The following is a 26,183-nucleotide window of genomic DNA, read 5'->3' as shown; positions in this document are numbered from 1 at the left end:
CCCGCGCTGTCTGGCCGCTGGCCTGTCTCAGAACATTGCCGCACCGGCCGGGCGCAGCCTTGGCGGTGCGGCTTCGCCAAGATTCCATGCAGGGATGCCATGTTCCGTTCCGATTGCCATGCGGCGCCGCAGCGCGCCGCCGATTTTTCTTCGACCCTCCCATCCGTTGCTTGCGTTGCCCTGTCTCGCCGTGCCTGCCTTGGCGGCGGCCTGGCCGCACTGGCGCTGCTGGCCGGCTGCAAGCCCGCCACCGTGCCGTTCAAGGGCATCGACCTCACCGGCGCGCAGTACGGCCGGGACTTCCGCCTGCGCGATGCCGATGGGCGCGAGCGCACGCTGGCCGACTTCAAGGGCCAGGCCCTGATGGTCTTTTTCGGCTTCACCCAATGCCCCGATGTCTGCCCCACGGCGCTGACGCGCGCGCTGGAAATACGCGAGCTTCTGGGAGCCGATGGCGCCCGCCTGGCCGTGGCCTTCATCACCATCGATCCCGAGCGCGATACGGCCCAGGTGCTCAAGGCCTATGTGGGCGCCTTCGACCCCGGCTTTGTCGCGCTGCGCGGTGACGAGGCGCAGACGGCCGAGATCGCCAGGGAGTTCAAGGTCTTCTACAAGAAGGTGCCTACGGGGGCGTCCTACACCATGGACCACTCGGCCATCACCTATGTCTTCGATCCCGAGGGCCGGCTGCGCGTGGCGTTCCGCCATGAGCAGGACGCGCAGGACTGCGCGGCCGATCTGCGCCAGATCCTGGGGGCTGCATGAAGAGCTTTGCACTTTCTCTGGCCGGCGCCGCAGGCCTTTGCGCCGCATCCTCCGCCCTGGCCCAGGCAGAACCTGTTCTTGCGGATGTGGAGGTGCGCGCCCGCGGCGCCGCCGCCACGCCCGAGGCTCGCGCCGCGCAGGCCGTGCAGGCTGCGCGCGATGAGCTGTCGCAGCGCGCAGGCGGCACGGCCGTCGTCGATGCAGCCAGCTACGCGGCCGGGCGTGCCAGCACCGCCGCCGATGCACTGGCCTACGCGCCGGGCGTGCTCGCACAGACGCGCCACGGCCCGGAGACGCGGCTGTCCATCCGGGGCTCGGGCGTGCAGCGCGGCTACCTGATGCGCGGCATACAGCTGTACCAGGACGGCATACCGCTGAACCAGGCCGATGGCGCGGCGGACTTCCAGTCCATCGACCCCATGGCGGCCCAGCATGTCGAGGTCTGGCGTGGCGCCAATGCGCTGGAGTACGGCGCCAGCAGCCTGGGCGGCGCGATCAACTTTGTCTCGCCGACCGGGTTGACGGCGCCTGCCGCATCGCTGCGGCTGCAGGCCGGATCGTTCGGCCAGCGGCAGGCCCAGGCCCAGCTGGCGGGTCGTGGCGAGCGGGTGGATGGCCTTCTGAACATCGGCCGCAGCGAGCAGGACGGCTGGCGCGAACAGTCGGCCTGGCGCACGCAGCGCCTGTCCGGCAATGTGGGCCTGCAGCTCACCGATACGCTGGAGCTGCGCGCCTTCCTGTCCCATGTGGATGCCGACATGCAAATGCCCGGAAGCCTCACGCGCGCGGCCATGCTGGCCAATCCGCGCCAGGCCGCGCCCGGCTATGTGGCGCAGGACGCCGGCAACAACTACCGCCAGACGCGCGGCGCCCTGCGCATGGACTGGCAGCCGCGCGAAGGCCTGCGCTGGACCACCTCGCTGTTCGCCGCGCAGCGCGACCGCTTCCACCCCATGACCATGGGCATCGTCCAGCAGGACATGCGCGACACGGGCCTGGACTCGCGCCTGGTGGCCGAGCTGGGGCAGGGCGGCGGCCTCACGCGCAGGCTGGTGCTGGGCTTTTCCAGCGCGCAGCTCGATGGCGATGAATGGCGCTACACCAATGCGGGCGGCGCGGCCGGTGCGTCCACGGGGCGCACGCGCGTGAAGGCGCAGCAGGATGTGGTCTATGGCGAATACAGCCATGGCCTGAGCACCCGCTGGACGCTGCAGGCCGGCCTGCAGTTCGTGCGCGCCCAGCGCCGCCAGGACAATCTGCTGGCGCCCGCCTCCAGCTACGACGTGGATTTCAGCCACACCTCGCCCAAGCTGGGCCTGCTGTTCGCGGCCACGCCCACGTCGCAGTGGTACGCCAACATCAGCGGCAGCTTCGAGGCTCCGCCCATTGGCGAGCTGGTCTACCAGCCTTCGCTGCCGCTGGGGCGCGCGCAAAGCGCAACCACGGTGGAGGCCGGCTGGCGCGGCCACGGCGAGGCCCTGGCCTGGGACGCCGCCATCTACCACTCGCGCGTGCGCCGCGAACTGCTGGCGCTGACCGACGCCAGCGGCGCGGCCCTGGGCACCACCAATGCCGACCGCACCATCCACCAGGGGCTGGAGCTGTCCATGCAGGCACGGCTTGCGCCGCGCTGGTCGCTGCGCACCCAGTACCTCTACAGCGACCTGCGCTTTGACAACGACGCCGTCTACGGCCGCCGCCGCCTGGCCGGCATTCCACCGCACCTGTTGCGGGCCGAGCTGCAGTGGAAGGCCACGCAGCAGGTCACGGTCGCGCCCGGCCTGGAGTGGCTGCCCTCGCGCACCTGGGTGGACCATGCCAACACCGTGGCCTCCGATGGCTATGCGCTGCTCAACCTGCGCTTGAGCGGGGCGCTGGGCGATGGCTGGAGCTGGTTCGTCGAAGGCCGCAACCTGACCGACCGGCGCTATGCCGCGACCACGGCCGTACAGGCCAATGTGCGCGGCGTGGACGGTGCCTATTACTTTCCCGGAGATGGCCGGGCCGTGTACGCGGGCCTGAGCTGGCGCATGCCCTGAGCAGGCCGGGCGCAGCGCCGAAAGGCGCCGCTGCCATGGCGTGCGACCTGGCATGGAGTGCTCCTGCCTTGTGCTAAAAATGGGCCGGTCCATCCACCCCGATGCCCATCCAGCAAGTAGGAAAGGGACACCCGGCGCCATGAAGAGGCTTCTTTCCGACAAGGTGCTCCGGCGCCTGGTGCTCGGCAACCTGCTGGTGGCCGGCCTGCTGGGCCTGGCCACCTGGTTGAGCCTGCGCGCCAACCACCAGGCCGACCTGGACCTGGGCGTGGCCGTCACCCGGAACCAGGCCCGCAGCCTGAGCCTGGAACTGAACGCCGAGATGCGGCTGGTGGACAACGCCCTGGCCACCGTTGCGGGCCGCTACCGCAGCCGGAGTCTGGAAGGCGCGGACGTGGCGGCGCTGGCCCTCTATGAAATCCTGCAGGAGCAGCGCGCCCTCGTTCCCTTCGTCACGGCGCTGCGCGTCACCGACGCCAATGGCCAGGTCCTGCAGAGTGCGAACGAGGAGGAGCCGGCATTTTCCGTGGCCGAGCGAGGCTACTTCGACCGGGCGCGCAACACCGACCGCATGGTGGTCTCCGACCCGCTGGTCAGCCACTCCTTCAAGAAATGGGCCATCGTGCTGGCGCGGCGGCTGCAATCCGGCGACGGGGATTTCCAGGGCATCGTCTACGCGGTCGTCGCGGCCGAGCATTTCCAGTCGCTGTTCCGCCGCCAGGCCTTCGGGCCCGACAGCGCCATTGCGCTGCGTTCGGACAAGGATCTGCTGGTGGCCCGCTACGCGGCCGGCGATCCCCAGCCCATGGCCGGCATCGGCGGCTCGGAAGTCTCGGGCGAGTACCACCGGGCCCTGGCCGATGACCGGGAGCTTGGCTGGTACATCACGCCCACGCTGCTCGATGGCGTGGAGCGCATCACGGCCTACCAGCGCCTGGCCGGCTATCCGCTGACCGTCTTCACCGGCCTGGGCACGGAAAGCTACCTGGCGGGGTGGCGCGCATCGGCCTGGCGTGCCTGGGCGCTCACGGGCCTGAGCATCGCGCTGATCGCGCTGGGCTCGGTCAGCCTCTATCTGCTGCAGCAGCGCGAACGCGTGGCGCGCATCCGGCTCGCCGAGCTGCTGCGCCAGCAGGAACTGTTCATGGACAACGACCTCATCGGCATCGCCCGCCTGCGCGAGCGCCGGCTGCTGTGGACCAACCAGGCCCTGCAGCGCATGCTCAAGCGCCCGGCCGGCGAGCTGCTGGACCACTCGGCGCGCATCCTCTACCCGGACGAGGAAACCTACGAACGCTCCGGCGAACTGGCCTATGGCGCACTGCGCTCCAGCGGCAAATGCCACGCCCAGATGCAGCTGCAGACCAGCGATGGCAGCCTGCTCTGGGTCGATGTGAGCGGCGCAGGCCTGGCCGATGGCGAATCGATATGGGTCTTCGTGGACATCGACGCGCTCAAGCGCGGCGAGCAGGCGGCCCAGCACCAGGCATTGCACGACGTGCTGACTGGCCTGGCCAACCGTCGCGCGCTGCAGGCGCGGCTGCAGCGCGCGCTGGCCCAGGCCAGCGGCCCCGGCCAACTGGCCGTCTGCTTCATGGACCTGGACGGCTTCAAGCAAGTCAACGACACCGAAGGCCACGACGCCGGCGATGAAGTGCTGCGCATCATCGCCCGCCGCCTCACCACCCAGGCCCGCGAAACCGACTGCGTCGCCCGCCTGGGCGGAGACGAGTTCGTGCTGCTGCTGGACGAACTGGCCTCGGCCGACGACGCCCGGCAGATCATGCAGCGCTGCCTGGCCTCCATCCGCCAGCCCATCCGACTGCACAGCGGCGCCACCGTGCAGGTCGGCGCCAGCATGGGCATCGCCCTCAATGCCTCCCGGGAAGATGCCACCCAGCTCCTGCAGCGCGCCGACGAGGCCATGTACGCGGCCAAGCGCGCGGGCAAGGGGAGGATTGTGCTGGCGGGCGGGTAGGGACTTGGGGGCTATGCCGCCGCTGTGATTGCGGCAGTTGTCTGGGCGGAGGGGGCCGTGGGCTCAACAAGGCAAGGCCTTGAATGCCGAACCAAAAGTCACCGCCGGGGCGGTCACCAAAGGCCGGGCGGCAGACCCGGCCTTTTCTTTCCTTGCATTCGTTTTTCAGCGCTCTGCTTTTTCAATCCATATCCGGATCCTCGTCGCAGCCCGAGCCATTGACGGAGCACATGGAACCTATCTTGATTTTCCGCATGGGCTGCTTGGCCAGCCTTTCACAGCGCGACATTTGCTCGGCATACATATCGTCCATGTGCGTGCCGTCAATCATGATCACCCCATTGCGAATGATGGGCTTTGCCTGACCATCGGCAAGGGTGAAGGCCATTTTCCTGAGAAGAAAACCGGCATGGTGGCAAGGGCCCAGGGCCATGGCAATCCTGGTCATTTCAGGATCAGGAACCCGATTTTTGGCCTGCGTCAGGCTGTCCATCTTTTCCATGAAAGCCCCATCGTTCTGCGCGATCTGCCCCACCAGCTTGGTCATGCCCGCCTGATTGCGCTTTTTCACAAGATCCGCGATCTGGTCCTCCAGGCGTCTTGCCGCAGCGGCATCACCGAATGCAGCCAGAGAGGCAGATAGTGCATCGTTCTCGGCCGCCGATGCTACGTTCGGCACACACAGTACAGCGCTCGCAGCCATCAAGGCGGCCATGATCCGGCGAGTCCGGATTGCGCCTTGCGGCCGCAGGCGTCCTCCCAATGCAATGGTGTTCATGTTCTTTGAAGATGGATTGAAATGAAAAATCTCCATTGCGCAGGTGCAGTGGAGAAGAAGGGCTTGGGCGGGAATGGCCAAGCCGCCGAACTCTATCTCAATATGCGAATGGATAGCCAGGCATCTGCCAGTCAATTGCTTTATCGCACCACCAGCTCATAACCCAGATCCACGCTTGGCGATTCCCCGGCCTCTGCGCGCATCCATTGCAGCAGCATGCGCGCACCTTCGGTGCCCACGCGGCCAAGCGTGCGGGCAGGGGGCGGATTGTGGTGGCGGGTGGGTAGGGCTATGGAGGCCGTGCCGCTGCTGTGATCGGGGCAGTTGCCGGGGCAAGTGGGGCCGTGGGCTCAACAAGGCAAGACCTCGAATGCCGAACCAAAAGACGATGCAAGGCCGTTGATGGCCCGTGTACACACGCGTGCCTGGTTGAATGCGATGTCGCACAGCAGCGCGATGGCAAAGGCCAGATAGGCCAGATAGGCCATGTAGGCCAGGCCGATGTAGCTGCCAAACGCCGGCCAGGGCCAGAAACACCAGCGCATTGGACGCAGTGAAGATCCTGAACTCCCGCCCCAGGCTGGCCGTGGTTCGCATGCGCAAGCGGTGCCGTGGCTTGTCAACCCTTGCGCGGCGCCATGCCCAGCGTGGCCAGCAGCCCCGCGCAGGCGTCTTCCACCAGGTCCAGCACGTCTTCGAAACCCCGGTCGCCGCCGTAGTAGGGGTCGGGCACTTCGCGCGCGGTGTGCTCGGTGCAGAAGTCCGTCAGCCGCTGCACGCGGTGCCATTCGGACTCGGGGCAGATCCTGCGCGCTGCAGATTCGTTGGCGCCATCCATCACCAGCACCTGGTCGAATGCCGTGAAGTCCTCGGCCCGCAGTTGCCGCGCGCGCTGCTGCGAAAGGTCGTAGCCGCGCCGCGCGGCATGGGCCTGGGAGCGGCGGTCGGGTGCCTCGCCCACGTGGTAGCCGTGCGTGCCTGCGGAGTCCACTTCGATGCGGCCCGCCAGGCCCGCTTCGGCCACCATTTTTTCAAGCACGCCGTGGGCCGTGGGGCTGCGGCAAATGTTGCCGGTGCAGACCATGAGGATTCTTTTTCTCTTTGTGGCTGGCCTGCTGCCAGCTGACTGTTCCCGAATCTGTTCCATAAACCTCCCTGTGGGTAACGGGCTTCACGACATCTCGATGGCCTGCGATGCCAAGGCGCTCGCCGGCATTTTCCACGCCCCGCACCTGATCTGCCGGGCCGCTTATGCTGCGCCCATGGTGGAACTGCTTTGTTTCTGGATGACCCGGGTGGGTGCGGCCCTGCTGGAGTTGCGGTTGCTGCGCAGCAGCGACGGCGGCTTCAGGGTGATGCTCATCACGGCGGCCATCGTGGTCATCGTGTGCCTGGCGTTGCTGTCCTTCTACGCCTGAGCCCGCAGGGCGGGCACGGGCAGGCGCCCTGCGGGCGGATTTCATGGTGCCGCGCCGCCGGCATGGTACGTGGCTGAACTCAATGCAGCGCCATCTTGCACGCCAGTGCGGATTCTTCGGTCACGGCGGAATCGATGCATCAATCATGTGCGGCCCGGTGATCTTCTGCGACGGGATCCAGACCAGGTAGGACCTCCACATGCCCCGATCATTGCAGTACACAAGGTACTCGCCTGGGTCCAGGCGGCTCTCCCGGTATTGGAATTGCACGCAGCCGATAGCTTGGTTCTTGCCCAGCGCGATGGCGATGTCTCGGCTGAAATCAGTTTTCCACGGACCGGGATAGCGCTCGGTGAGCGGCACACTTTTCGGCGCAGGCACAAGGAAGGCAACGGCCAAAAACGCTGCGGCGATCACTGCCGCTGCTCTCAGTTTGTTGTTCATCTCTGTCTTGATCGGGCCTCTGCAGTCAAACAATGCGCAAGGACATACCCGCCTTTTTGGGCAGCAGGGAGGGTTCGAACCCATAGCGGCGATAGAACTTCGGCGTGCCGTGGTCGGCCATGAGGCTGACATAGGCCGTGGGCAGGGCATTGCCGTGGATGTACTGCATCAGGCGCTGCATGATGAGGTGGCCCAGGCCCTTTTTCTGGTGCTCGGGGATGACAGCGATGTCCACGATTTCGAAGAAGCAGCCGCCGTCTCCGATCACGCGGCCTATGCCAACCGGCGTTGCATCGGCATAGACGACCACGCTGAACAGGCCGTTTTTCAGGCCGATGGCGGCCGCCTCGGGCGACTTGCGGCTCAGGCCGGCAGCCAGCCGGATCTGGATGTAGTCCTGGACGGCGGGGACGTGGTCTTCAATGCGGTAGTTCATGGATGGTGAGGGCGCCAGGGGCATATCGGAGGATCGGCAGAGCGCCATCATAGGCAGGCGTCTGCCGAGAGGGAGGGCGGATCGCCGCGCTCAGTCCCAGCGATCGATCGTGTAGGCCTGGGTCCATCCATTCGAGACGACTCGCAGCGATGCGGGATAGGCATTGCCCTGGTCGCGCAGGTCAATGCCCACGGCAGAGCCTTCGGCCAGGCCGGCCATGGTGACTGCGTTGGAGTGCGCCTCCACCGTGGCGCGCACGCCGTGCAGCTCGGCGCGCAGCAGGCTGGGGAACAGCGCGGCACCCACGTTGCGGGTTTCGCGCGCGCCGTCCAGCAGCAAGATGATGCCGTCGCCCTGGTGCTTGAAGCGTTCGCCGTCATCGTCCCAGCGGGCCGGCAGCCGGGTGATACCCGCCACGCTGACCCAGCCTTCACTCAGGCCGAACTGGGCCGCGGGGGAGCCGCCGCTCCACACATACCAGGAGAACGGGTGGTCCCACTGGAACAGGCGCGGCGCGTCTTCGTTCACCGCCGTGGTGATGCCGATGAAGGGGTTGGCCGTGGCGCGGATCTGTACCTCGATCTGCTCGGCCGTGGGGATGATGGTGCGCACGAATTTCTGCAGCGTCATGGTGATGGCGGGCGTGGCCATGCCTGACTTGGGCTGTGCGGCGCCTTTGGGCAGAACATGCGCAAAAAGACCGCTGCCCGTGCGTGGGGCGGGCTCGCGCCTGCGCGGCGTCCAGGTCTTGGGCACTTCCTCGAATCGGGCCATCCGGCGCGGCAGGGCAGGTGCCAGGCCCAGCTGCTCGAACACTTTCTCTGCCTGCGCAATGCCGCCGGCGGTGGGTGCCGCCTGCGGGCGCTGGTAGCGCAGCGGGTGCATTTTTGCGGCGAACGCGCGCGAGACGTCGGCGTAGCTCTTGCCCGCCGCGATGTCCTCCAGCAGCGTGCCGATCATGGAGCTGCGCGGATGGCAGAAGCCGGCCGGCGCCGAGGCAATGGCGCGCCACAGAATGTTGTCGGCTGCCTGCGGGCTCCTGGCCTGGGCGCGGTCCGTGTGCAACTGGTGCAGGAACTCGGCCTGGCCCAGCACCCGTTCGGCGCTGTAGAGCTGGTCGGAGCGCAGCAGCTGCAAGGCGGTGGCCACATGGTCGCTGTGGAAGTCGCCAAGGGCGCGCTCCATGGTGCTGAAGTCTTCGCGCCTTTCCGCCATCTTCTGGCCTGCGGTCAGCAGCGTGCGCTTGAATTGCAGCGCCTGCGGCACCGTGACGTGCATGTGCGGATGTCCGCCCGCCTGGGGCCGGCCCCACAAGGCAGGGGTGGCGAGGAAGACGCCACGCACGGTAGCGCGGCGCACGGCGGCGGCCATGGCCGCCACACCGGCACGGTGGATGCCGGGCGCATCATCGCCCCACAGCAGCGGCGTCTGGCGGCCGTCGGCCGCAAGGGTGACCAGGCCGCCAAAGCGGCGCACGAAATTCTGGCAGCAGCTGCAGGTATGGCGCTGGCGCAGTTCGGCAGGCAGGGCGGCCAGATAGTCGTCGAACAGGCCGGTGGCCGTGGTGTCGAAGACCTGGTCGCCGCCCTCCTTGAGTCTGGCCTCGAATCGGGCCTGCAGGCCGTGGAGAAAATCTGCGTAGCTGTGTTCGTCGCCCGCGTTGTGGGCTGCGGCGTCCGGATTCCCTGCGTTCATATCCACCCTCATGCATCTGTCGAGGCGGCAATGATGCCCGACCGGCAAAGGTGGAATGCAAGGCAGATGGTTCTACCGCGCCATCACGGGACGCGGGGAACCCCTCCCCATGTTGATCTGACCGAGACCTCAGTGCAGCGCCACCATCAACTGCCCGTTCTCATTGCGCACCGCATGCACGCGCACGGAGTGCTCGGGCGCCTCCAGGCATTCGCCGGTGGCCAGGTCGAAGTGGTGCTTGTAGATGGGCGAGGCGACGACGACGCGCTCGCCCAGGCTGCCGACCAGGCCGCGCGCGAGCACGCTGGCGCCGCAGCGCGGGTCCACGTTGTCTATGGCGTAGAAGCGGTCTTCGCCAAGGCGAAAGACCGCCACATGCCGGCCTTCGACCAGGGCGCAGACCCCCGTGTCGGGGACGATGTCGCGGGTGGCGCAGACGGGCATCCACTGTTCTTGGGCGGGGTGTGTCATGGCGGTGCCTTGTCGGTGGTGTGGGTGCGGGCCTGGATCAGACCAGGGCCTCGCTGCGCTCTTCGCTGCGCGCCGGGCGGATCTGGCCGCGCTCCTGCACGAAGACGATGTGCTCGTCGGGCTGGTCGCTGTTGATGAAGCTGCGAAAGCGCTGGCGCACTTCGGGCGTGGTGACGGCGGTCTTCCACTCGCACTGGTAGGTGTCCACCACATGCTGCATCTGGGCCTCGAGTTCGGCGCCCAGGCCCAGGCTGTCGTTGACCACCACGTCCTTGAGGTAGTCCAGGCCGCCTTCCAGGTTTTCGCGCCAGGTGCTGGTGCGCTGCAGCCGGTCGGCCGTGCGCACGTAGAACATCAGGAAGCGGTCGATGAGCTGCAGCAGCCTGTCCTTGGAAAGGTCGGAGGCGATCAGCTCGGCATGGCGCGGCTTCATGCCGCCGTTGCCGCAGACGTAGAGGTTCCAGCCATTGTCGGTGGCGATCACGCCCACGTCCTTGCCCTGGGCCTCGGCGCATTCGCGCGTGCAGCCCGAGACGCCGAACTTGATCTTGTGCGGTGCGCGCAGGCCCTTGTAGCGGTTTTCCAGCTGCACGGCCAGGCCCACGCTGTCGTCCACGCCGTAGCGGCACCAGGTGGAGCCCACGCAGCTTTTGACGGTGCGCAGCGACTTGCCGTAGGCATGGCCGGACTCGAAGCCGGCCGCGATCAGCTCCTCCCAGATCAGCGGCAACTGCTCCACGCGCGCGCCGAACAGGTCCACGCGGGCGCCGCCCGTGAGCTTGGTGTACAGGCCGTATTTCTTGGCCACCTGGCCCACGGCGATCAGGCCGTCCGGCGTGACTTCGCCGCCGGGCATGCGCGGCACCACGGAGTAGCTGCCGTCCTTCTGGATGTTGCCCAGGTAGTAGTCGTTGCTGTCCTGCAGGCTGGCCAGCTGGGGCTGCAGCACGAACTCGTTCCAGCACGAGGCCAGGATGCTGGCCGCCAGCGGCTTGCAGACATCGCAGCCCAGGCCCTTGCCGTGGCGGTGCAGCAGCTCGTCGAAGGTCTTGATGCCGCCTACGCGCACCAGGTGGTACAGCTCCTGGCGCGAGTGCGGGAAATGCTCGCAGACATGGTTGTTGACGGCCATGCCGCGCCGGGCCATCTCGGCCTTCATGACCTGGGTGGCCAGGGGCACGCAGCCGCCGCAGGTGGCGCCTGCCTGGGTGCAGGACTTGAGCTCGGCCATGGTGCAGGCGCCTTCGCCCACGGCCGCGCAGATCTGCGCCTTGGTGACGTTGTTGCACGAGCAGATCTGCGCCGTGTCGGGCAGGGCGTCCACACCCAGGCCGGGCTTGGCCTTGCCGTCGCTGGAGGGCAGGATGAGGAACTCGGGCTCCTCGGGCAGGGCGATGCTGTTGAGCGTCATCTGCAGCAGCGTGCCGTACTCGTCGGCATTGCCCACCAGCACGGCGCCCAGCAGCTGGCGGCCGTCCTCGCTGACCACGATCTTCTTGTAGACCTGCTTGCGCTCGTCGATGAACTGGTAGTTGCGGCTGCGCGGCGTCTTGCCCTGGGCGTCGCCGATGCTGGCCACATCCACGCCCATGAGCTTGAGCTTGGTGCTGAGATCGGCCCCGCCGAAGGCGGCCTCGGCCTCGCCCGCAATGTGGCGTGCCGCCACGCGCGCCATGTCGTAGCCGGGTGCCACCAGGCCGAAGGTCTGCTCGCGCCAGGAGGCGCATTCGCCAATGGCGTAGACGCTGCGGTCGCTGGTGCGGCAATGGTCGTCCACGGCCACGCCGCCGCGCGGGCCTATGGCCAGGGCGCATTGGCGGGCGATCTCGTCGCGCGGGCGGATGCCGGCGGAGAAGACGATCATGTCGGTCTCCAGGTGCGTGCCGTCGGCAAACACCATGCGGTGGCGCGCCGTGGCGCCGTCGGTGATCTCCAGCGTATTGCGGCCCGTGTGCACCTGCACGCCCAGGTCCTCGATCTTGCTGCGCAGCACGCGGCCGCCGCCGTCGTCCACCTGCACGGCCATCAGGCGCGGGGCGAACTCGACCACATGGGTCTCCAGGCCCAGGTCGCGCAGGGCCTTGGCGCATTCCAGGCCCAGCAGGCCGCCGCCCACCACCACGCCGGTTCTGGAGCGCGCGGCCGATGCCTGCATGGCTTCCAGATCCTCGATGGTGCGGTAGACAAAGCAGTGCGGCCGGTCGCGCCCCGGCACGGGCGGCACGAAGGGCGCCGAGCCTGTGGCCAGCACCAGCCTGTCGTAGGCGATGACTTCGCCATCGGCCGTGGTCACGGTGCGCTCGCGCCGCTCCACGGCTGCCGCCCTGGCCGCCAGGCGCAGCGTGAAGCCGCTGGCCTCGAAGAAGCCGGGCGCCACCAGGCTCAGGTCCTCGGCGCTTTTGCCGGAGAAGAATTCCGACAGGTGAACACGGTCGTAGGCGGCGCGCGGCTCCTCGCACAGCACGGTGACGTTCGCGTCTGCCACGCCCAGGGCATGCAGCTGCTCGAGAAATTTGTGGCCCACCATGCCGTGGCCGATCACAACGATGTTCATCTGGCGTCCTGCGTTGCGCATCCAGTGTTTTGCGGGCCGCAGGCCAGGGCCAGCGGGTCAGGGCAGCCAATGCAAGTGCCGTGCCAGCACCGCGGCGCGGTGCCTGCCCGTGGTGCACGCTGTCTGGTGCGCAGACAGCGTGCACCGCAATGCGCCCGCCGCACCGTGCAGGGGCGGGGTGCGCCGTGGTGGTGCGTCAAGTGCGATCAAGTGCGCCAGGAACGCCAGGAACGCCAGGAACGCCAGGAACGCCGGGTGCGTCAGGCGCGAGGCAGTCCCTGCGCGCGGCTGCGCCAGGACTCGGGCGCGCAACCGAATTGCGCGGCGAACCAGCGCGTGAAGGCGCTGTGGCTGGCATAGCCGAGCATGGACGCGATCTGGCCCACGCTGTAGTGGGGATGGTCCAGGTAGCGCAGGGCCAGTTCGTGGCGCACTTCGGTCAGCAGCTCGCTGAAGCTCAGGCCTTCGCGGTCCAGTTCGCGCTGCAGCGTGCGCAGGCTGCGCCCCATGCCCTGCGCCACGCCTGCGCAGGTGGCGTTGCCCGAGGGCAGCAGCAGGTAGATGACCCGGCGCGCCTGGTGGCCCACGGAGGCGGCACGGTGGGCTGGCATGGCCTCCACCAGCCGCAGCGCATAGCGCGCCAGCGCGGGGTCGGCCAGCGGGTTGGGCTCGTCCAGGTCGGCGGCGCGGCAGGCGATGCCGTTGAACTCGGCGCCGAACGTGATGCGGCAGCGGAACATGCGGCGGTGCTCGGACAGGTCGGCCGGTGGCGCGTGGCTGAAGCTGACGCCCTGCGGCCGCCAGCGCTCGCGCAGCAATGCCTCGCACATGCGCCACAGCACGCCCATGGCCAGTTCCACGGACTGGCGCATGGCGCCGTGCAGGACGAAGTCCTCGCGCAGGATGACGATGTCCCCTGCATCCTCCAGGTGGATCAGCAGCGATTCGTTGACCAGGTGCATGTGCGCGACCAGCGTGTCCAGCGCATGGCGCAGCGTGGGCTGGTGCAGCAGCAGCAGGCTCACGGCGCCGAAGCTCGACAGCTGGCGGTGCCGGGCCATGCGCAGGCCCAGGGACTCGCAGCCCGTGGACTGGGCCGCGTCTTCCAGCAGGCGCGCGACGATGGCCACGTCGATCAGCTGGTCCTGCTCGCGCAGCAGCGCGGGCCGCAGGCCGGCCTGGCGCAGTGCCTTGTCGGGGTCGCCGCCCAGTTCGCGCATGACGTCCGAAAAATGGGTCAAGGCCGCCGCGCGCACCATGGTGACCATGCTTGCCCTCCTGTCAGTCCGTGGCGTGGTGGCACGAAATGCAAAGAGGATGGCATGGCTTGCATAGTCCGCGGAACCGGGTTTTCCTACATTGCAGAGACCGGCCCCACGCCGGGCGGACCGTGCCGCCACGGGCCTTCACAACAATGACAGGAGACAGGCATGCGCATAGAGCCCATGACATGCGCCATCGGCGCCGAATTGCTCGGCGTGCGGCTGGCCGACGCGGTGCGCGACGACGCGCTTTTCTCGGAGATCCGGGCGGCGCTGCTGCGCCACAAGGTACTGTTCCTGCGCGACCAGGGCCTGGCGCGCGCCGAGCACGTGGCCTTTGCGCGGCGCTTCGGCGAGCTGGAGGACCATCCGGTGGCCGGCAGCGACCCCGAGCATCCGGGCCTGGTGCGTATCTACAGGACGCCCGAGCAGCCCAACGACCGCTACGAGAATTCCTGGCACTGCGACGCCACATGGCGCGAGGCGCCGCCCATGGGCTGCGTGCTGCACTGCGTGGAATGCCCGCCCGTGGGGGGCGACACCCTGTGGGCCAACATGGCGCTGGCCTACGAACGCCTGCCGGAGGCCGTCAAGGCGCTGATCGCGCCGCTGCGCGCGCGCCACAGCATCGAATGCACGTTCGGTGCGGCCATGCCCATCGAAAGGCGGCTGGCGCTCAAGGCCCAGTACCCCGATGCCGAGCATCCCGTGGTCCGCACCCATCCCGAGACCGGCGAGAAGGTCCTGTTCGTGAACGGCTTCACCACGCATTTCACCAATTTCCATACGCCCGCCAATGTGCGCGTGGGCCAGGACTTCACGCAGGGCGCCTCCGGCCTGCTGCAGTACCTGATCGGCCAGGCTGCCATACCCGAGTACCAAGTGCGCTGGCGCTGGCGGGCGGGCAGCGTGGCGATCTGGGACAACCGCGCCACCCAGCACTACGCGGCCATGGACTACCCGCCCAGCCACCGGAAGATGGAGCGCGCGGGCATCGTCGGCACGCCGACCTTCTGAACCACGATCACGACACAAGGAGACATGCCATGAACTTTCTCGACGGCCACCTGTTCCCCGAAAACCAGCAGCCCCTGATCATCACGGCCGCGCCCTATGCGCCCTCGTGGCTGCCCTCGGACTTTCCCGGCGAGATCGCCGTGACCATGGACGAGCAGATCCAGAAGGCCGTGGACTGCTACAACGCCGGCGCCACCGTGCTGCACCTGCATGTGCGCGAGCTGGATGGCAAAGGCAGCAAGCGCCTGTCCAAGTTCAACGAGCTGATCGCCGGCGTGCGTGCGCGCGTGCCCGAGATGATCATCCAGGTGGGCGGATCGATCAGCTTTGCTCCCGAGACGGATGGCGCGGCCGCCAAGTGGCTGTCCGACGACACGCGCCACATGCTGGCCGAGCTGGAGCCCGTGCCCGACCAGGTCACGGTGACCGTCAATACCTCGCAGATGAATTTCCTGGAGCAGTTCGATGCGCGCGACATACGCGGCACCTCCATGGAGGACCCGGCCGTCTTCAATGCCTACAGGGAGATGACTGTGCCCGCCCAGCCCGGCTGGGCCGAGGAGCACATCCGGCGCCTGTCGGCCGCCGGCATCCAGAGCGCCTTCCAGTGCTACAACATCAACAGCTTCGAGTCCGTGGAGCGGCTTATGCGCCGCGGCATCTACAAGGGCCCGCTGGTGATGAACTGGGTGGCGATTGGCGGCGGCATGGATGCGCCCAGCATCTACAGCCTGGCCAACTTCGTGCGTGCCGTGCCCGACGGCGCCGTGCTCACCGTGGAAAGCTCGGTGCTCAACGTGCTGCCCGTGAACATGATGGGCATCGCCATGGGCCTGCATGTGCGCTGCGGCACCGAGGACAACCTCTGGAACCAGCGCCGCACGGCCAAGATGGGCACGGTGGCGCAGATCGAGCAGCTGGTGCGCATCGCAGGCGAGTTCGGCCGCCCCATCGCCACGGCGCAGCAGGCGCGGGAGATCTGCCGGATCGGCCAGTTCTACGGCACCGTGGAAGAGACGCTGGCGGCCAACGGCTTCGCGCCCAACCGCAACGGCGCCCAGCAGGGATTTCTGCGCAAGGCCGCCTGAACCGGGAGCCCACGATGCAACGCATGCCCCCCTGGACGGCCATCGCCCTGGCCGCCTCGCTGCTGGCCGGTGGCGCCCACGCCTTCGGCGACAAGCCGGTCCGGCTCATCGTGCCGGCGCCGCCCGGCGGCACCATCGATGTGTTCGCGCGCATCATCAGCGACCAGCTGGCGCAGGAGATACGCCAGCCCGTCATCGTCGAGAACCGGCCCGGCGCCGGTGGCGCCATCGCCGTCAAGCACATGCTGTCCCAGCCGGCCGACGGCAGCACGCTGCTGGTGACGGTGACCAACATCCTCACCGAGGTGCCCCATGTGCTCAAGGTCGGCTTCGACCCCATGAAGGACGTGCGGCCCGTGGCGCAGATGGCGCGCTCGGTGATGCTGTTCATCGCCTCGCCGCAGTTTCCCGCGCGCGACGGGGCCGAGGCCATCGCCTACGTGAAGGCCCACCCGGGCACGCTGTCGTTCGCCTCGTACAGCCAGGGCACGGCCTCGCAGTACGCGGGCGCCATCCTCAACAGAAGGGCCCACCTGGACATGGAGCATGTGGCCTTCCCGGGCTCGGCACCCGCGCTGGCCCAGGTCATGGGCAACCAGATCCCGCTGATGTTCGACGGATCGGTCACCTCCAAGCCGCTGATCGCGGGCGGCAAGGTCAGGCTGCTGGCCGTGGCCTACAAGAGCCGGCTGCCCGACTACCCGCAGGTGCCCACGCTGGCCGAGCTGGGCTATCCCGAGGTGGATTTCAGCAACTGGAGCGGCGTGTTCGCCTCGGCGCAGACGCCGCGCCCGCTGCTGGAGAAGATCCACGGCGCGCTGGCCCGGGTCAACGCCCGCAAGGCCGTGCGCGAACGCTATGCGGGCACGGGCTTCGAGCCCGTCGAAGGCGATCGCTCGCTGGAGCAGATGTCCACCGACCTGCGCGCCGAGTTCGACCGCAATGCCGAGATCGTCCGGAACTTCGACATCCGGCTCAACTGATGCAAGGCGCCCCACCCAGGCGCTACACAAGGAGACTCCATGGCAAAGGCCATACGCTTTCATACCACCGGCGGCCCCGAGGTGCTCAGGCTGGAGCATGCCGAGGCCGGCGCGCCCGGACCCGGCCAGGCGCGCGTGCGCCACAGCTTCATCGCCGTCAACTTCATCGACATCTATTTCCGCACGGGCCGCTATCCGCTGGCCCTGCCCAACGGCCTGGGCTCGGACGCCGTGGGCGTGGTCGAGGCCGTGGGGGAGGGCGTGACCGAAGTGCGGCCCGGCGACCGCGTGGGCTACCTCATGGGCCCGCAGGGCGCCTACAGCGATGTGCGCGTAATGCCGGCCGAGGTGCTGATCCCGCTGCCCGACGGCATCAGCGACCGCACGGCGGCCACGCTGATGATGAAGGGCATGACGGCGCAGTACCTGTTCCGCCAGGTCCATCCGCTGCAGGGGGGCGAAACCATCCTCTACCACGCGGCGGCCGGCGGCGTGGGGCTGATCGCCTGCCAGTGGGCGCGGGCCCTGGGCGTGACCATGATCGGCACGGTGAGCACCGACGAGAAGGCCGCCGCCGCGCGCGCCAACGGCTGCGCCCACGTCATCGTGACCTCGCGCGAGAACACCGTCGCTCGCGTGATGGAGATCACGGGCGGCAAGGGCGTGCCCGTGGTCTATGACTCGGTGGGCAAGGACACGCTCATGGATTCGCTGGACTGCCTGCAGCCGCGCGGCCGGCTGATCAGCAACGGCACCTCGTCGGGCTCGGTGGTGGTGGACTCCCAGCTGCTGGCCTCCAAGGGATCGATCTGGATGACGCGGCCCGCGATGGTGCACTACATCCAGCCGCGCGCCCACATGCTGGAGATGGCGCGCGAGCTGTTCGACCATGTGCTGGCCGGGCGCATCGCCAGCGAGCCCCAGCAAAGCTTTGCGCTGGCCGATGCGGCCCAGGCGCACCAGGCGCTGGAGTCGCGCCGCACCACGGGCGCGACGGTGCTGATTCCCTGAAATGGACCTGCCATGCAGACCCCTGCGCTCCATGCCATCGGCACCGTGGCCGCAGGCCGCAGGCCCGTCACCTGCGGCCTTATCCGCAGTGCCAGCCTGCATGGCTATGCCGACCTGGTGAAAAGCCTGGGCCATGATCCCGCCGTCCTTGTGCGCGCGGCGGGACTGTCGGCGCGCCTGCTCGACGACCCGGAGACGCTGATTCCCATCCATGCCGTGCGCGAGCTGCTGGAGGTGGCCGCGCGCACCACGGGCACGCAGGATTTCGCGCTGCGCCTGGCGGCGCGGCGCAGCCTGTCCCACCTGGGCCCCATCAGCCTTGTGCTGCAGCAAGAGCCCACGCCGCGCCAGGCGCTGGACACGCTGTGCCGCTACCTCAAGCTGCTGAGTGCGGGCATGTTCGTACGCATCGAGGACGCGGGCTCCGGGGTGCTGGTGCGCCAGGACCTGGTGCCCATCGCGGGCATGGCCATGCGCCAGTCCATGGAGCTGGCGGTGGGCGTGATGTTTCGCGTGCTGCGCGAGCTGATCGGCGCCCAGTGGCGCCCGCAGCAGGTCAGCTTCGTACACCGCGCACCGGCCGATGCATCGGCACACCGTGCCTTCTTCGGCGTAACCCCTTTGTTTGACCAGCCTTTCAACGGCATGGTCTGCCGCCTGGCGGATCTGCAACTGCTGCGCGAATGCGGTCAGGGGCAGGGCTCGGGCGTTGCGCGCTTTGCGCGAAGCCATCTGGAGCAGGCGCTGCGCAGCCGGGGCGAAGGCATGCAGGCGGCCTGCAGGGAGCTGATCATTGCACTGCTGCCGGGCGGCCGCTGTACGGCCCAGCAGGTGGCACGCCAGCTGGGAATGGATCGCCGCACGCTGCACCGCCGCCTGCTTGCGGAGGGGCAGACTTTCTCGGCGCTGCTCGACACCCTCCGCAGGGAACTGGTGCTGCGCCATCTGCAAGACGGTGGCCAGCCCCTGGGCGAGGTGGCGGGCCTGCTGGGGTTTGCCGCGCCCAGCGGCTTTTGCCACTGGTTCCGGGCCGCTTTCGGCGCCAGCGTCTCGGACTGGCGCAGGCGGGGGCAGGGAAGGGTTGGCGAGGCCTAGTGCGTCAGGCGGTCTTGCGCAGAAATCCCTGCTGGGCGCCGTTGCGGTTGGGCGCGAAGCCGTTGGCCGCCAATGTCTCTTCGGGGGTGTCGTAGAACACGCCAATCTTGCTGATGGCGCGCGCCTGTTGCGCCGTGGCGATGGGGCGGCCGAACTCGCGCGCGATGCGCACCAGCTGTTCGATCTGGGAGACCGTGCTGGCCTTGGCGCTGCGCGACTGGTTCCACAGGCAGTCCTCGGTGCCGCAGCGCACGTGCAGGCCCATGGCGATGCCCATCATGTTCACGGGCAGCACGTTGCGCACATTGCTTTCCACCGTGAGCACGGCGCCATCGGGCACGGCGCGCACGAAGTGGGCCAGGCTGTAGATGCTGGGCGCGTCCATGCCGCCGCCAATCGCCACCCAGTTCATCACCAGCGGGCCCTTGTAGATGCCGCGGCGCATGAGCCGCTCCACGGACTCGAAGCTGTTGATGTTGTAGCACTGGAAGGCGCTCTGGATGCCGGCGGCCGACAGGCGCCGGATGTGCTCCTCGGCCCAGCCGGGCTGGGCGGGCACGGTCATCTCCTTGTAGGCGTCGAAGATGGCGGGCTTCTCGCGCGAGGTGCCCCTGAAGTCAGCGTCCTCGGCCTGCTCCGTCACGTTCATCTGCGAGGTATTGACGGTCACCGTGACCTGGTCGGGCACGGGCTCCAGCTCGGCCAGCATGTGGCGCGTGTCGTCGGACAGCCACTTGGCGGCCGCGCCTTCGGTCTCCGGCGCGAAGCTGATGGAGCCGCCCACCTGGATGATCATCTCGGGCACACGCGCACGCACGCCGGCGATCAGCTCGTTGAACTTCGACAAACGCTTGCTGCCTTTGCCGTCGAGCTCGCGCACATGCAGATGCAGTACGGTGGCGCCGGCGTTGTAGCAGTCCACGGCCTTCTGGATCTGCTCTTGCATGGTCACGGGAATGTCTTCGGGGAAATCGCCGGGCAGCCAGCCCGGCGCATAGGGAGCTGCCGTGATGATCAGGGGCTGCTGGTTTTCGGGGAACAGGTGGCCATCGAGAAAATTCATGGGACGCTCCGGTGGGTGGGGGTGAGGGGTAGGTGTGGAAAGAGTCTGTGCAGGGCCTCAGCGCGGGATGTCGCCGACGATGCCCGCGCGCTCCATGCGGCGGGGCGCCGGGTAGTAGTCGTTGAGCGCGTAGTGCTGGGTGCTGCGGTTGTCCCAGACGGCCACGTCGCCGGGCTTCCAGGACCAGCGCACCTGGTATTCGGGAATCGTGGCGCGGCTGATCAGGTAGTTCATCAGCAGCGCGGCGCCGGGCGCCTTGTCTATGCCGTGGCGCACGTTCTCGGGCGTGCTGTAGTTGACGAAGTGGGTGCTGAAGCCCGCGCCCACGAACAGCAGCTTCTCGCCGGTCTCGGGGTGGGTGCGCACCACGGGATGCTCCACGGGCGGGTGCTCGCTGGCCAGCCGCGCGCGCGCCTCGGGCGCCATCACGGCGCCGAAGGTGTGCTCTATGCCGGCCTTGGCGCGCAGGCCGTCGATGCTGCGCTTGATGCTCTCGGGCAGCTCCTCGTAGGCCTTGACCATGTTGACCCAGATGGTGTCGCCGCCGATCGGCGGGCACTCTATGCAGCGCAGCACCGCGCCCATGGCCGGGTTGGGGCGCCACAGGCCATCGCAGTGCCAGGTGTTTTCGTAGCTGTGCGGATCGTCGCTGCGGTAGATGCGCACCAGGCCAGGGTGCTCGGGATCGCTGCCTGCCACGGGATGGTCCTCCAGTGGGCCGAAGCGGCTGGCAAAGGCCACATGTTCGGCGCGCGTGATGTCCTGGTCCCGGAAGAACAGCACGCGATGGGTCAGCAGCGCGGCGCGGATGTCCGCGAACAGTGCGGCGTCGCGTGCGGCATCGCCGAGATGGATGCCGGAGATTTCGGCGCCGATGGCGGGGGTGATCTGTCGGATCTGCATGGTCGGTGTTTCCCTGGAAGTCAGTTCGCGGTGATCTGGTATTTCTTCACGATGCCGGCGTTGCGCTCGGACATCTGGCGTGTCTCGCGCTGCAGCGCGGCGGTGTCGGTGAGCACCTCGGGCTCCAGCCCCACGTCGGAGAGCTTTTGCTGCACGGCCGGCGCGCTGGCGGCTTTCCCGATGGCGGCGCGCAGGCGTTCCATGGTTTCGGGCGGCAGGCGGGCCGGCGCGATCAGGCCCACCCAGCCGCGAAACTGCAGCTCGGGGTAGCCGAGTTCGGCGGTGGTCGGCACCTGGGGCAGATGGCGCGAACGCCGGGGGCCGGAGAACGCGTAGGCACGCAGCTTGCCGGCCCTGATCAGGGGCACCGAGGTCAGCATGCCGTCGAACATGACGTCCACCTGGCCGCCCAGCAGGGCCTGCACGGCCGGCGGCGAACCCGCGTAGCCCACGTGCTGCAGGTCCAGGCCCGCCTTGTCGCTGAGGATCAGGCCGGCGTAGTGCGACACGGTGCCGGGGCTGTAGCTGGCAAAGCTGGTCTGGCCTTTGCGTGCCTTGAGCTGCGCGAGCAGCTCCTGCAAGTCCTGGGCGGGCTGGCTGGCCCCGGCCACCAGCACCACGCCCGAGCGGGCCAGCGAGGCCAGGGGCACCAGGTCCTTGAGCGGATCGAAGGGCATCTTGATCACATGGGGGATCTCGGCCAGCAGGTTGCTTGCGCCCACCAGCAGCGTCTGTCCATCGGCGGGCGCCTGCAGCAGGGTCTGCATGCCCAGCAGGCCGCCCGCGCCCGGGCGGTTGTCTATCACCACGGCCTGGCCTGTTTCAGACGCGAGCTGCTGGCCCACGACGCGCGCCACGATATCCATGGTGCCGCCCGGCGGTGCGGGCACGATGAGCCTGAGCGGCTGGCGGCTCCAGGCCGTACCGGCGATGGCGATGGCGCAGCCCGCGAGCAGCGTGGCGATGGCGTGGGGCAGTCTCATATCCGTGTCTCCTTGTTCCGTGTTCTGGCATCCAGTATCGAAAGCCCGCTTTCCCGGGACTTGCCATTGGGGGACAGGCATTTGCCTTGTTGGGACAAATCCATGGCAACCCTGACCAGGGCAACCCGCGCATGTCGTGAATTGCAAAGCCGTTGGCATGAACTGCCAAGAAGCGGCGCGATGGCTTTCCTAGAGTCGATTCGTGGCGCAGGACCGCGCCAGCCCCACGACGAACAGGAGACCCCCATGCCCCGACTTCACCCCCATCCCTGCGGCCTGCACGCGCTGGGCCTGCTGTGTCTGACAGGCGCGGCCGCCGCCCAGGCGCCCACCTCGGTCACGCTGTTCGGCGTGATGGACGCCGGCATCAGCCGCTACAGCGTGCGCAGCGAATCCTGGGACGCGGGCCCCGCGCGCTCGGCGCGGCAAAGCACCTGGGCGCTGTCGCCTTCGGGCAACCTGGCCAGCCGCATCGGCATACGCGCCAGCGAAGACCTGGGCGGCGGCCTCATGGCCGGCCTGTGGCTGGAGGCGCCGGTGGCCAATGACACGGGCGGCGGCGCGCTCAACTTCGGGCGGCGCGCCACCATCAGCCTGTCCGGCCGCCTGGGCGAGCTGCGCATGGGGCGCGACCACACGCCTTCGTTTCTGAACGACTGGGCCTTCGACCCCTTCACCGTCAACGGCGTGGGCACCAACCTGATCGCCGTGGTCAACAGCAACCTGGCCATCGCCCGTGCGCTGGCCACGGGCGGACTGCTGGGCGGCGGGCTGTCGGCGGGCACGGACACCTATCTGCGCGCAGGCAACTCCATCGGCTACTTCCTGCCGCCAGGCCTGGGCGGCGTCTACGGGCAGGCCATGTACGCCTTTGCCGAGAACAGCTCGAAGCGGGGGCGCTACGCGGGTGCCCGCATCGGCTGGGCCATGGGGGCGGCCGATGTGGCGCTGGGCTATGGCGAGAACACCCTGGGCACCTCGGGCGCCGGCGCGGAAAAGATCCGCTCGCTGAACCTGGGCGGCTCCTATGACTTCGGCCCGGTCAAGCTGTTTGGCGAATGGTCCGGCGTGCGCAACGAGCGGCGCGACGCCGGCACGCTGGCCGCCATCAACGACCGCTACCTGGGCGTGCTGGCCGGCGTGAACATCCCCGTGGGCCAGGGGGCGCTGCGCGCCTCCTATGCGCGCGTGCAGTTCAGGAATGGCCAGGGCCTGGCCGACGGCGATTCCTCGGTGAACAAGCTCGCCCTGGGCTATGTGCACCCGCTGTCCAAACGCACGGCGCTGTACGCCACGGTGTCGCGCATCAGCGTGGGCAACGGGCGCAACAACCCGGGCGTGATGGGCGTGACGCCGCTGGTGGTCAGCAACCCGGCCATCCTGCCCCAGCCCGGCTACCTGACTACGGGCGGCATGCAGCCGGCCGGCGCGCTCGGGCTGGACCTTGGCCTGCGGCTGATGTTCTGAACGGCCGCGCCAATCGTTCTGAACGGCCGTGCCAATAGCCGTGGCGCCCGGGTGCCCATCTTCGCCTGCGCTAATCTGCGCGGCATGAATGGATCTTCTGCATGGACCCTGGGTTGGCGCACCCTGTGGCGCGACCTGCGCGCGGGCGAGTTGCGCCTGTTGATCGTCGCCGTGATGCTGGCCGTGGCCGCGCTCAGTTCGGTGGGCTTTTTTGCCGACCGGCTGCAGGCGGGGCTGCAGCGCGATGCGCGCCAGCTGCTGGGCGGCGACGTGGTCGTGGTGGGCGACAACCCCACGGCGCCGGCCTTTGCCGAGCGCGCACGCGCCGAAGGGCTGCAGGCCCTGGAGACATCCAGCTTCCCGACCATGGCGCGCGCCAGCGACGCGCAAGGCGGCATGAGCCGCCTGGTGGCGCTCAAGAGCGTGCCCGAAGGCTATCCGCTGCGCGGCAGCCTGCGCGTGGCCGATGCCCCCGGCGCGGCCGACCGGGCCACGCGCGAGATACCGGCGCGGGGCGAGGCCTGGGTCGATGCGCCGCTGCTGGAGTCGCTGGGCATAGGCGTGGGGGACATGCTGCTGCTGGGCGACGCCCAACTGCGCGTGGCGCGCATCATCTCCATCGAGCCCGACCGGGGTGCGGGCTTCATGAACTTTGCGCCGCGCGTGATGATCACCTCCGCCGACTTGGCCGCCACGGGCCTGGTGCAGCCGGCCAGCCGCATCACCTACCGCCTGGCCGTGGCCGGCGCGGGTGATGGCTCCGAGTCGGCCGTGCAGCGCTACCGCGTCTGGGCCGAGCAGCAGGCCAAGGCGCCCGGCGTGCATGGCGTGCGCGTGGAGTCGCTGGACAGCGGCCGCCCCGAGATGCGCCAGACGCTGGACCGCGCCGAGAAATTCCTGAGCCTGGTCGCCCTGCTGGCGGCGCTGCTGTCGGCCGTGGCCGTGGCCCTGGCTGCGCGCGGCTTTGCCAACAGCCACCTCGACGCCTCGGCCATGCTGCGCGTGCTGGGCCAGAGCCAGCGGCGCATTGCGGGCGCCTACACGGTGGAGTTCGTGCTGGTCGGCCTGGCCTCCAGCGCCGCGGGCGTGCTGCTGGGCTGGGCCATCCACCATGTGTTCGTGCTGCTGCTGGCCGGGCTGGTGGAAACCGCCTTGCCCGCACCAGGCCTGTGGCCTGCGGCCTTCGGCGTGGGCATGGGGCTGACCCTGCTGCTGGCCTTTGGCCTGCCGCCCGTGTTGCAGCTGGCGCGCGTGCCGCCGCTGCGCGTCATGCGCCGCGACCTGGGCGCGCTCAAGCCAGCCTCGGTGGTGGTGCTGGCCGTGGGCGTGGCAGGCTTTGCGGCCTTGCTGCTGGCGGCCAGCCGCGACATCAAGCTGGGCTTGATCGCCGTGGGCGGCTTTGCCGTGGCCGTGCTGCTGTTCGCGGCCCTGGGCTGGTTGGCCGTGCAGGTGCTGCGCCGCCTGGTGCACGAGAGCACGGCGCCGCGCTGGCTGGTGCTGGCCACGCGCCAGATCGCCGCGCGCCCCGCCTATGCCGTGGTGCAGATCAGCAGCCTGGCCGTGGGGCTGCTGGCGCTCATGCTGCTGGTGCTGCTGCGCACCGACCTCATCGGCAGCTGGCGCCAGGCCACGCCGGCCAATGCGCCCAACCGCTTCGTCATCAACGTGCAGCCCGAGCAGGCCGACGGTTTCCGCGCGGCGCTGGACAAGGCTGGCGTCACCTCCTATGACTGGTTCCCCATGATCCGGGGGCGTCTGGTCACCGTCAACGGCAAGCCGGTCAGCCCCGACGACTTCAGCGAAGACCGCGCCAAGCGCCTGGTGGACCGGGAGTTCAACCTCTCCACCACGGCGCAGGCGCCCGCACACAACCTCATCACGGCGGGCACCTGGACGCCTGGCGCCAAGGGCGAGATCAGCGTGGAGGACGGCATTGCCGAGACCCTGGGCCTCAAGCTCGGCGACACGCTGGGCTTCGACGTGGGCGGCGTGCCCAGCGAGGCGCGCATCACCAGCCTGCGCAAGGTGGACTGGGGATCGATGCGTGCCAACTTCTTCGTCATCTATCCCGTGGACCACCTGGACGACGTGGCCGTAAGCTACCTGGCCGCCTACCGCGCGCCCGACGTGGCGGGCTTCGACAACGCCCTGGTGCGCGAGTTTCCCAACATCACCAACGTGGACCTGAGCACCACGCTGGCCCAGGTGCAGCGCGTGCTGGACCAGGTGATACGCGCGGTGGAATTCCTCTTCGGCTTCACCCTGGCCGCCGGCCTGGTCGTGCTCTTCGCCGCCGTCACCGCCACGCGCGAGGAGCGCGCCCGCGAGTACGCCATCATGCGCGCCGTCGGTGCCCAGGCGCGGCTGCTGGCGCAGGTGCAGCGCGCCGAGCTGGCTGGCGTTGGCCTGCTGGCGGGTTTCCTGGCCAGCTGCGCGGCCGGGGCCGTGGGCTGGGCCCTGGCGCGCTGGGTGTTCGAGTTCAACTGGACCGTGCCCTGGTGGGCTCCGCTGGCGGGGGCCGTTGCCGGGGCCTTGCTGGCCTGGATGGCGGGGTGGTGGGCGTTGCGGGAGGTGTTGAGGAGGCCTGTGATGGATACGTTGAGGCAGGTGGCTGAGTAGGTCTTTGTGTTCTGTTTTTTGCCCCTGCCGGGTGGTTGTTTTTCGAGGCCGGGGTTCGGCCCGGCGGCCGACCTACTTTCTTATCGCGCGATAAGAAAGTAGGCAAAGAAGCGC

At 68.6% G+C, this 26,183-nt stretch carries 23 protein-coding genes; 11 read left to right on the top strand and 12 right to left on the bottom strand.

Translation table 11 applies throughout. The features are described 5' to 3' along the window. Nucleotides 1-99 precede the first annotated feature (99 nt). The 3 genes from ACUTR7_RS28505 to ACUTR7_RS28495 all read left to right on the top strand — a co-directional run bounded on the left by ACUTR7_RS28505 (nt 100) and on the right by ACUTR7_RS28495 (nt 4,782). Nucleotides 100-765: an SCO family protein gene (locus ACUTR7_RS28505; RefSeq protein ID WP_445610353.1), complete on the top strand. Its 666-nt coding sequence runs from the start codon at nt 100-102 to the stop codon at nt 763-765. Further along, nucleotides 762-2,804: a TonB-dependent receptor family protein gene (locus tag ACUTR7_RS28500; protein WP_445610352.1), complete on the top strand. Its 2,043-nt coding sequence runs from the start codon at nt 762-764 to the stop codon at nt 2,802-2,804. The genes ACUTR7_RS28505 and ACUTR7_RS28500 overlap by 4 nt, the downstream gene beginning before the upstream one ends. 139 nt (nt 2,805-2,943) lie before the next feature. Continuing rightward, complete coding sequence (locus ACUTR7_RS28495) at nt 2,944-4,782, top strand: sensor domain-containing diguanylate cyclase (RefSeq protein WP_034390955.1); 1,839 nt, start codon at nt 2,944-2,946, stop codon at nt 4,780-4,782. Between the two features lie 181 nt (nt 4,783-4,963). On the opposite strand, the gene ACUTR7_RS28490 is transcribed toward ACUTR7_RS28495, so the two are convergent. From ACUTR7_RS28490 to ACUTR7_RS28480, 3 genes are all read right to left on the bottom strand, one after another. Then, a complete protein-coding gene (locus ACUTR7_RS28490; protein WP_445610351.1) occupies nt 4,964-5,641 on the bottom strand; it encodes a hypothetical protein in 678 nt (225 codons plus the stop codon). Nucleotides 5,642-5,910: 269 nt separating this feature from the next. Continuing rightward, entirely contained in the window at nt 5,911-6,048 is a 138-nt protein-coding gene (locus tag ACUTR7_RS28485) for a hypothetical protein (protein ID WP_445610350.1), read from the bottom strand. Between the two features lie 131 nt (nt 6,049-6,179). Then, nucleotides 6,180-6,707 carry a low molecular weight protein-tyrosine-phosphatase gene (locus tag ACUTR7_RS28480; protein WP_445610349.1) on the bottom strand — a complete coding sequence of 176 codons (528 nt, stop codon included), beginning with the start codon at nt 6,705-6,707 and terminating at the stop codon, nt 6,180-6,182. On the opposite strand from ACUTR7_RS28480, the gene ACUTR7_RS28475 reads away from it, so the two are divergent. Further along, nucleotides 6,643-6,978: a hypothetical protein gene (locus ACUTR7_RS28475; protein ID WP_249320783.1), complete on the top strand. Its 336-nt coding sequence runs from the start codon at nt 6,643-6,645 to the stop codon at nt 6,976-6,978. The two genes, ACUTR7_RS28480 and ACUTR7_RS28475, sit on opposite strands and share 65 nt — an antisense overlap. Nucleotides 6,979-7,098: 120 nt before the next feature. Here the strand turns inward: ACUTR7_RS28475 and ACUTR7_RS28470 are convergent, their stop codons facing one another. From ACUTR7_RS28470 to ACUTR7_RS28445, 6 genes are all read right to left on the bottom strand, one after another. Continuing rightward, a complete protein-coding gene (locus ACUTR7_RS28470) occupies nt 7,099-7,422 on the bottom strand; it encodes a hypothetical protein (RefSeq protein ID WP_063327002.1) in 324 nt (107 codons plus the stop codon). Nucleotides 7,423-7,447: 25 nt separating this feature from the next. Continuing rightward, nucleotides 7,448-7,858, bottom strand: coding sequence for a GNAT family N-acetyltransferase (locus ACUTR7_RS28465; RefSeq protein WP_197942654.1), 411 nt, complete (start codon nt 7,856-7,858; stop codon nt 7,448-7,450). 90 nt (nt 7,859-7,948) lie between these two features. Continuing rightward, nucleotides 7,949-9,553: a hypothetical protein gene (locus ACUTR7_RS28460; protein WP_445610348.1), complete on the bottom strand. Its 1,605-nt coding sequence runs from the start codon at nt 9,551-9,553 to the stop codon at nt 7,949-7,951. A gap of 129 nt (nt 9,554-9,682) precedes the next feature. Further along, nucleotides 9,683-10,024 (bottom strand): nitrite reductase small subunit NirD, encoded by a 342-nt coding sequence (gene nirD, locus ACUTR7_RS28455; RefSeq protein ID WP_012203928.1) that lies wholly within the window; start codon nt 10,022-10,024, stop codon nt 9,683-9,685. Nucleotides 10,025-10,061: 37 nt separating this feature from the next. Then, nucleotides 10,062-12,578: a nitrite reductase large subunit NirB gene (nirB, locus tag ACUTR7_RS28450; RefSeq protein WP_445610347.1), complete on the bottom strand. Its 2,517-nt coding sequence runs from the start codon at nt 12,576-12,578 to the stop codon at nt 10,062-10,064. Nucleotides 12,579-12,838: 260 nt separating this feature from the next. Further along, a complete protein-coding gene (locus ACUTR7_RS28445) occupies nt 12,839-13,846 on the bottom strand; it encodes an AraC family transcriptional regulator (RefSeq protein WP_013803812.1) in 1,008 nt (335 codons plus the stop codon). Nucleotides 13,847-14,008: 162 nt separating this feature from the next. Here ACUTR7_RS28445 and ACUTR7_RS28440 point away from each other — a divergent pair, with 162 nt between their 5' ends. The 5 genes from ACUTR7_RS28440 to ACUTR7_RS28420 are packed head-to-tail and all read left to right on the top strand — an operon-like array spanning nt 14,009 to nt 19,034. Then, nucleotides 14,009-14,857: a TauD/TfdA dioxygenase family protein gene (locus ACUTR7_RS28440; RefSeq protein WP_445610346.1), complete on the top strand. Its 849-nt coding sequence runs from the start codon at nt 14,009-14,011 to the stop codon at nt 14,855-14,857. A 29-nt stretch (nt 14,858-14,886) separates the two neighbouring features. Further along, nucleotides 14,887-15,945 carry a 3-keto-5-aminohexanoate cleavage protein gene (locus ACUTR7_RS28435; protein WP_445610345.1) on the top strand — a complete coding sequence of 353 codons (1,059 nt, stop codon included), beginning with the start codon at nt 14,887-14,889 and terminating at the stop codon, nt 15,943-15,945. 14 nt (nt 15,946-15,959) lie between these two features. Continuing rightward, complete coding sequence (locus ACUTR7_RS28430; RefSeq protein ID WP_063327991.1) at nt 15,960-16,928, top strand: Bug family tripartite tricarboxylate transporter substrate binding protein; 969 nt, start codon at nt 15,960-15,962, stop codon at nt 16,926-16,928. A gap of 39 nt (nt 16,929-16,967) precedes the next feature. Further along, the gene (locus ACUTR7_RS28425; RefSeq protein ID WP_034368767.1) at nt 16,968-17,939 is read left to right on the top strand and encodes a quinone oxidoreductase family protein; all 972 of its coding nucleotides are present in this window, start codon (nt 16,968-16,970) and stop codon (nt 17,937-17,939) included. Nucleotides 17,940-17,951: 12 nt separating this feature from the next. Further along, nucleotides 17,952-19,034, top strand: a complete 1,083-nt coding sequence (locus ACUTR7_RS28420) for an AraC family transcriptional regulator (RefSeq protein ID WP_445610344.1) — start codon at nt 17,952-17,954, stop codon at nt 19,032-19,034. A 4-nt stretch (nt 19,035-19,038) separates the two neighbouring features. On the opposite strand, the gene ACUTR7_RS28415 is transcribed toward ACUTR7_RS28420, so the two are convergent. From ACUTR7_RS28415 to ACUTR7_RS28405, 3 genes are read right to left on the bottom strand one after another with little or no spacing between them, the layout of a single operon-like run. Continuing rightward, entirely contained in the window at nt 19,039-20,097 is a 1,059-nt protein-coding gene (locus ACUTR7_RS28415; RefSeq protein ID WP_445610343.1) for a 3-keto-5-aminohexanoate cleavage protein, read from the bottom strand. A gap of 57 nt (nt 20,098-20,154) precedes the next feature. Beyond that, complete coding sequence (locus ACUTR7_RS28410; protein ID WP_016450763.1) at nt 20,155-21,000, bottom strand: TauD/TfdA dioxygenase family protein; 846 nt, start codon at nt 20,998-21,000, stop codon at nt 20,155-20,157. 20 nt (nt 21,001-21,020) lie between these two features. Beyond that, nucleotides 21,021-21,983 carry a Bug family tripartite tricarboxylate transporter substrate binding protein gene (locus ACUTR7_RS28405; protein ID WP_445610342.1) on the bottom strand — a complete coding sequence of 321 codons (963 nt, stop codon included), beginning with the start codon at nt 21,981-21,983 and terminating at the stop codon, nt 21,021-21,023. 246 nt (nt 21,984-22,229) lie between these two features. On the opposite strand from ACUTR7_RS28405, the gene ACUTR7_RS28400 reads away from it, so the two are divergent. Then, entirely contained in the window at nt 22,230-23,450 is a 1,221-nt protein-coding gene (locus tag ACUTR7_RS28400) for a porin (protein WP_445610341.1), read from the top strand. 84 nt (nt 23,451-23,534) lie between these two features. Beyond that, nucleotides 23,535-26,069, top strand: a complete 2,535-nt coding sequence (locus ACUTR7_RS28395; protein ID WP_192367041.1) for an ABC transporter permease — start codon at nt 23,535-23,537, stop codon at nt 26,067-26,069. Nucleotides 26,070-26,183: the final 114 nt, after the last annotated feature.

It is taken from the genome of Delftia sp. NA_296.1, assembly GCF_052692095.1.
This window is presented reverse-complemented; position numbering and strand designations above follow the sequence as displayed.

What these genes read in the sequence shown, in the direction of transcription:
- ACUTR7_RS28420 (WP_445610344.1), top strand. Translation starts at nt 17,952, where the DNA reads ATGCAGACCCCTGCGCTCCATGCCATCGGCACCGTGGCCGCAGGCCGC.
- ACUTR7_RS28465 (WP_197942654.1), bottom strand. Translation starts at nt 7,858, where the DNA reads ATGAACTACCGCATTGAAGACCACGTCCCCGCCGTCCAGGACTACATC.
- ACUTR7_RS28495 (WP_034390955.1), top strand. Translation starts at nt 2,944, where the DNA reads ATGAAGAGGCTTCTTTCCGACAAGGTGCTCCGGCGCCTGGTGCTCGGC.
- ACUTR7_RS28430 (WP_063327991.1), top strand. Translation starts at nt 15,960, where the DNA reads ATGCAACGCATGCCCCCCTGGACGGCCATCGCCCTGGCCGCCTCGCTG.
- ACUTR7_RS28470 (WP_063327002.1), bottom strand. Translation starts at nt 7,422, where the DNA reads ATGAACAACAAACTGAGAGCAGCGGCAGTGATCGCCGCAGCGTTTTTG.
- nirB (WP_445610347.1), bottom strand. Translation starts at nt 12,578, where the DNA reads ATGAACATCGTTGTGATCGGCCACGGCATGGTGGGCCACAAATTTCTC.
- ACUTR7_RS28405 (WP_445610342.1), bottom strand. Translation starts at nt 21,983, where the DNA reads ATGAGACTGCCCCACGCCATCGCCACGCTGCTCGCGGGCTGCGCCATC.
- nirD (WP_012203928.1), bottom strand. Translation starts at nt 10,024, where the DNA reads ATGACACACCCCGCCCAAGAACAGTGGATGCCCGTCTGCGCCACCCGC.
- ACUTR7_RS28475 (WP_249320783.1), top strand. Translation starts at nt 6,643, where the DNA reads ATGAGGATTCTTTTTCTCTTTGTGGCTGGCCTGCTGCCAGCTGACTGT.
- ACUTR7_RS28440 (WP_445610346.1), top strand. Translation starts at nt 14,009, where the DNA reads ATGCGCATAGAGCCCATGACATGCGCCATCGGCGCCGAATTGCTCGGC.
- ACUTR7_RS28425 (WP_034368767.1), top strand. Translation starts at nt 16,968, where the DNA reads ATGGCAAAGGCCATACGCTTTCATACCACCGGCGGCCCCGAGGTGCTC.
- ACUTR7_RS28480 (WP_445610349.1), bottom strand. Translation starts at nt 6,707, where the DNA reads ATGGAACAGATTCGGGAACAGTCAGCTGGCAGCAGGCCAGCCACAAAG.
- ACUTR7_RS28415 (WP_445610343.1), bottom strand. Translation starts at nt 20,097, where the DNA reads ATGAATTTTCTCGATGGCCACCTGTTCCCCGAAAACCAGCAGCCCCTG.
- ACUTR7_RS28505 (WP_445610353.1), top strand. Translation starts at nt 100, where the DNA reads ATGTTCCGTTCCGATTGCCATGCGGCGCCGCAGCGCGCCGCCGATTTT.
- ACUTR7_RS28485 (WP_445610350.1), bottom strand. Translation starts at nt 6,048, where the DNA reads ATGGCCTATCTGGCCTATCTGGCCTTTGCCATCGCGCTGCTGTGCGAC.
- ACUTR7_RS28410 (WP_016450763.1), bottom strand. Translation starts at nt 21,000, where the DNA reads ATGCAGATCCGACAGATCACCCCCGCCATCGGCGCCGAAATCTCCGGC.
- ACUTR7_RS28435 (WP_445610345.1), top strand. Translation starts at nt 14,887, where the DNA reads ATGAACTTTCTCGACGGCCACCTGTTCCCCGAAAACCAGCAGCCCCTG.
- ACUTR7_RS28460 (WP_445610348.1), bottom strand. Translation starts at nt 9,553, where the DNA reads ATGAACGCAGGGAATCCGGACGCCGCAGCCCACAACGCGGGCGACGAA.
- ACUTR7_RS28445 (WP_013803812.1), bottom strand. Translation starts at nt 13,846, where the DNA reads ATGGTCACCATGGTGCGCGCGGCGGCCTTGACCCATTTTTCGGACGTC.
- ACUTR7_RS28400 (WP_445610341.1), top strand. Translation starts at nt 22,230, where the DNA reads ATGCCCCGACTTCACCCCCATCCCTGCGGCCTGCACGCGCTGGGCCTG.
- ACUTR7_RS28500 (WP_445610352.1), top strand. Translation starts at nt 762, where the DNA reads ATGAAGAGCTTTGCACTTTCTCTGGCCGGCGCCGCAGGCCTTTGCGCC.
- ACUTR7_RS28395 (WP_192367041.1), top strand. Translation starts at nt 23,535, where the DNA reads ATGAATGGATCTTCTGCATGGACCCTGGGTTGGCGCACCCTGTGGCGC.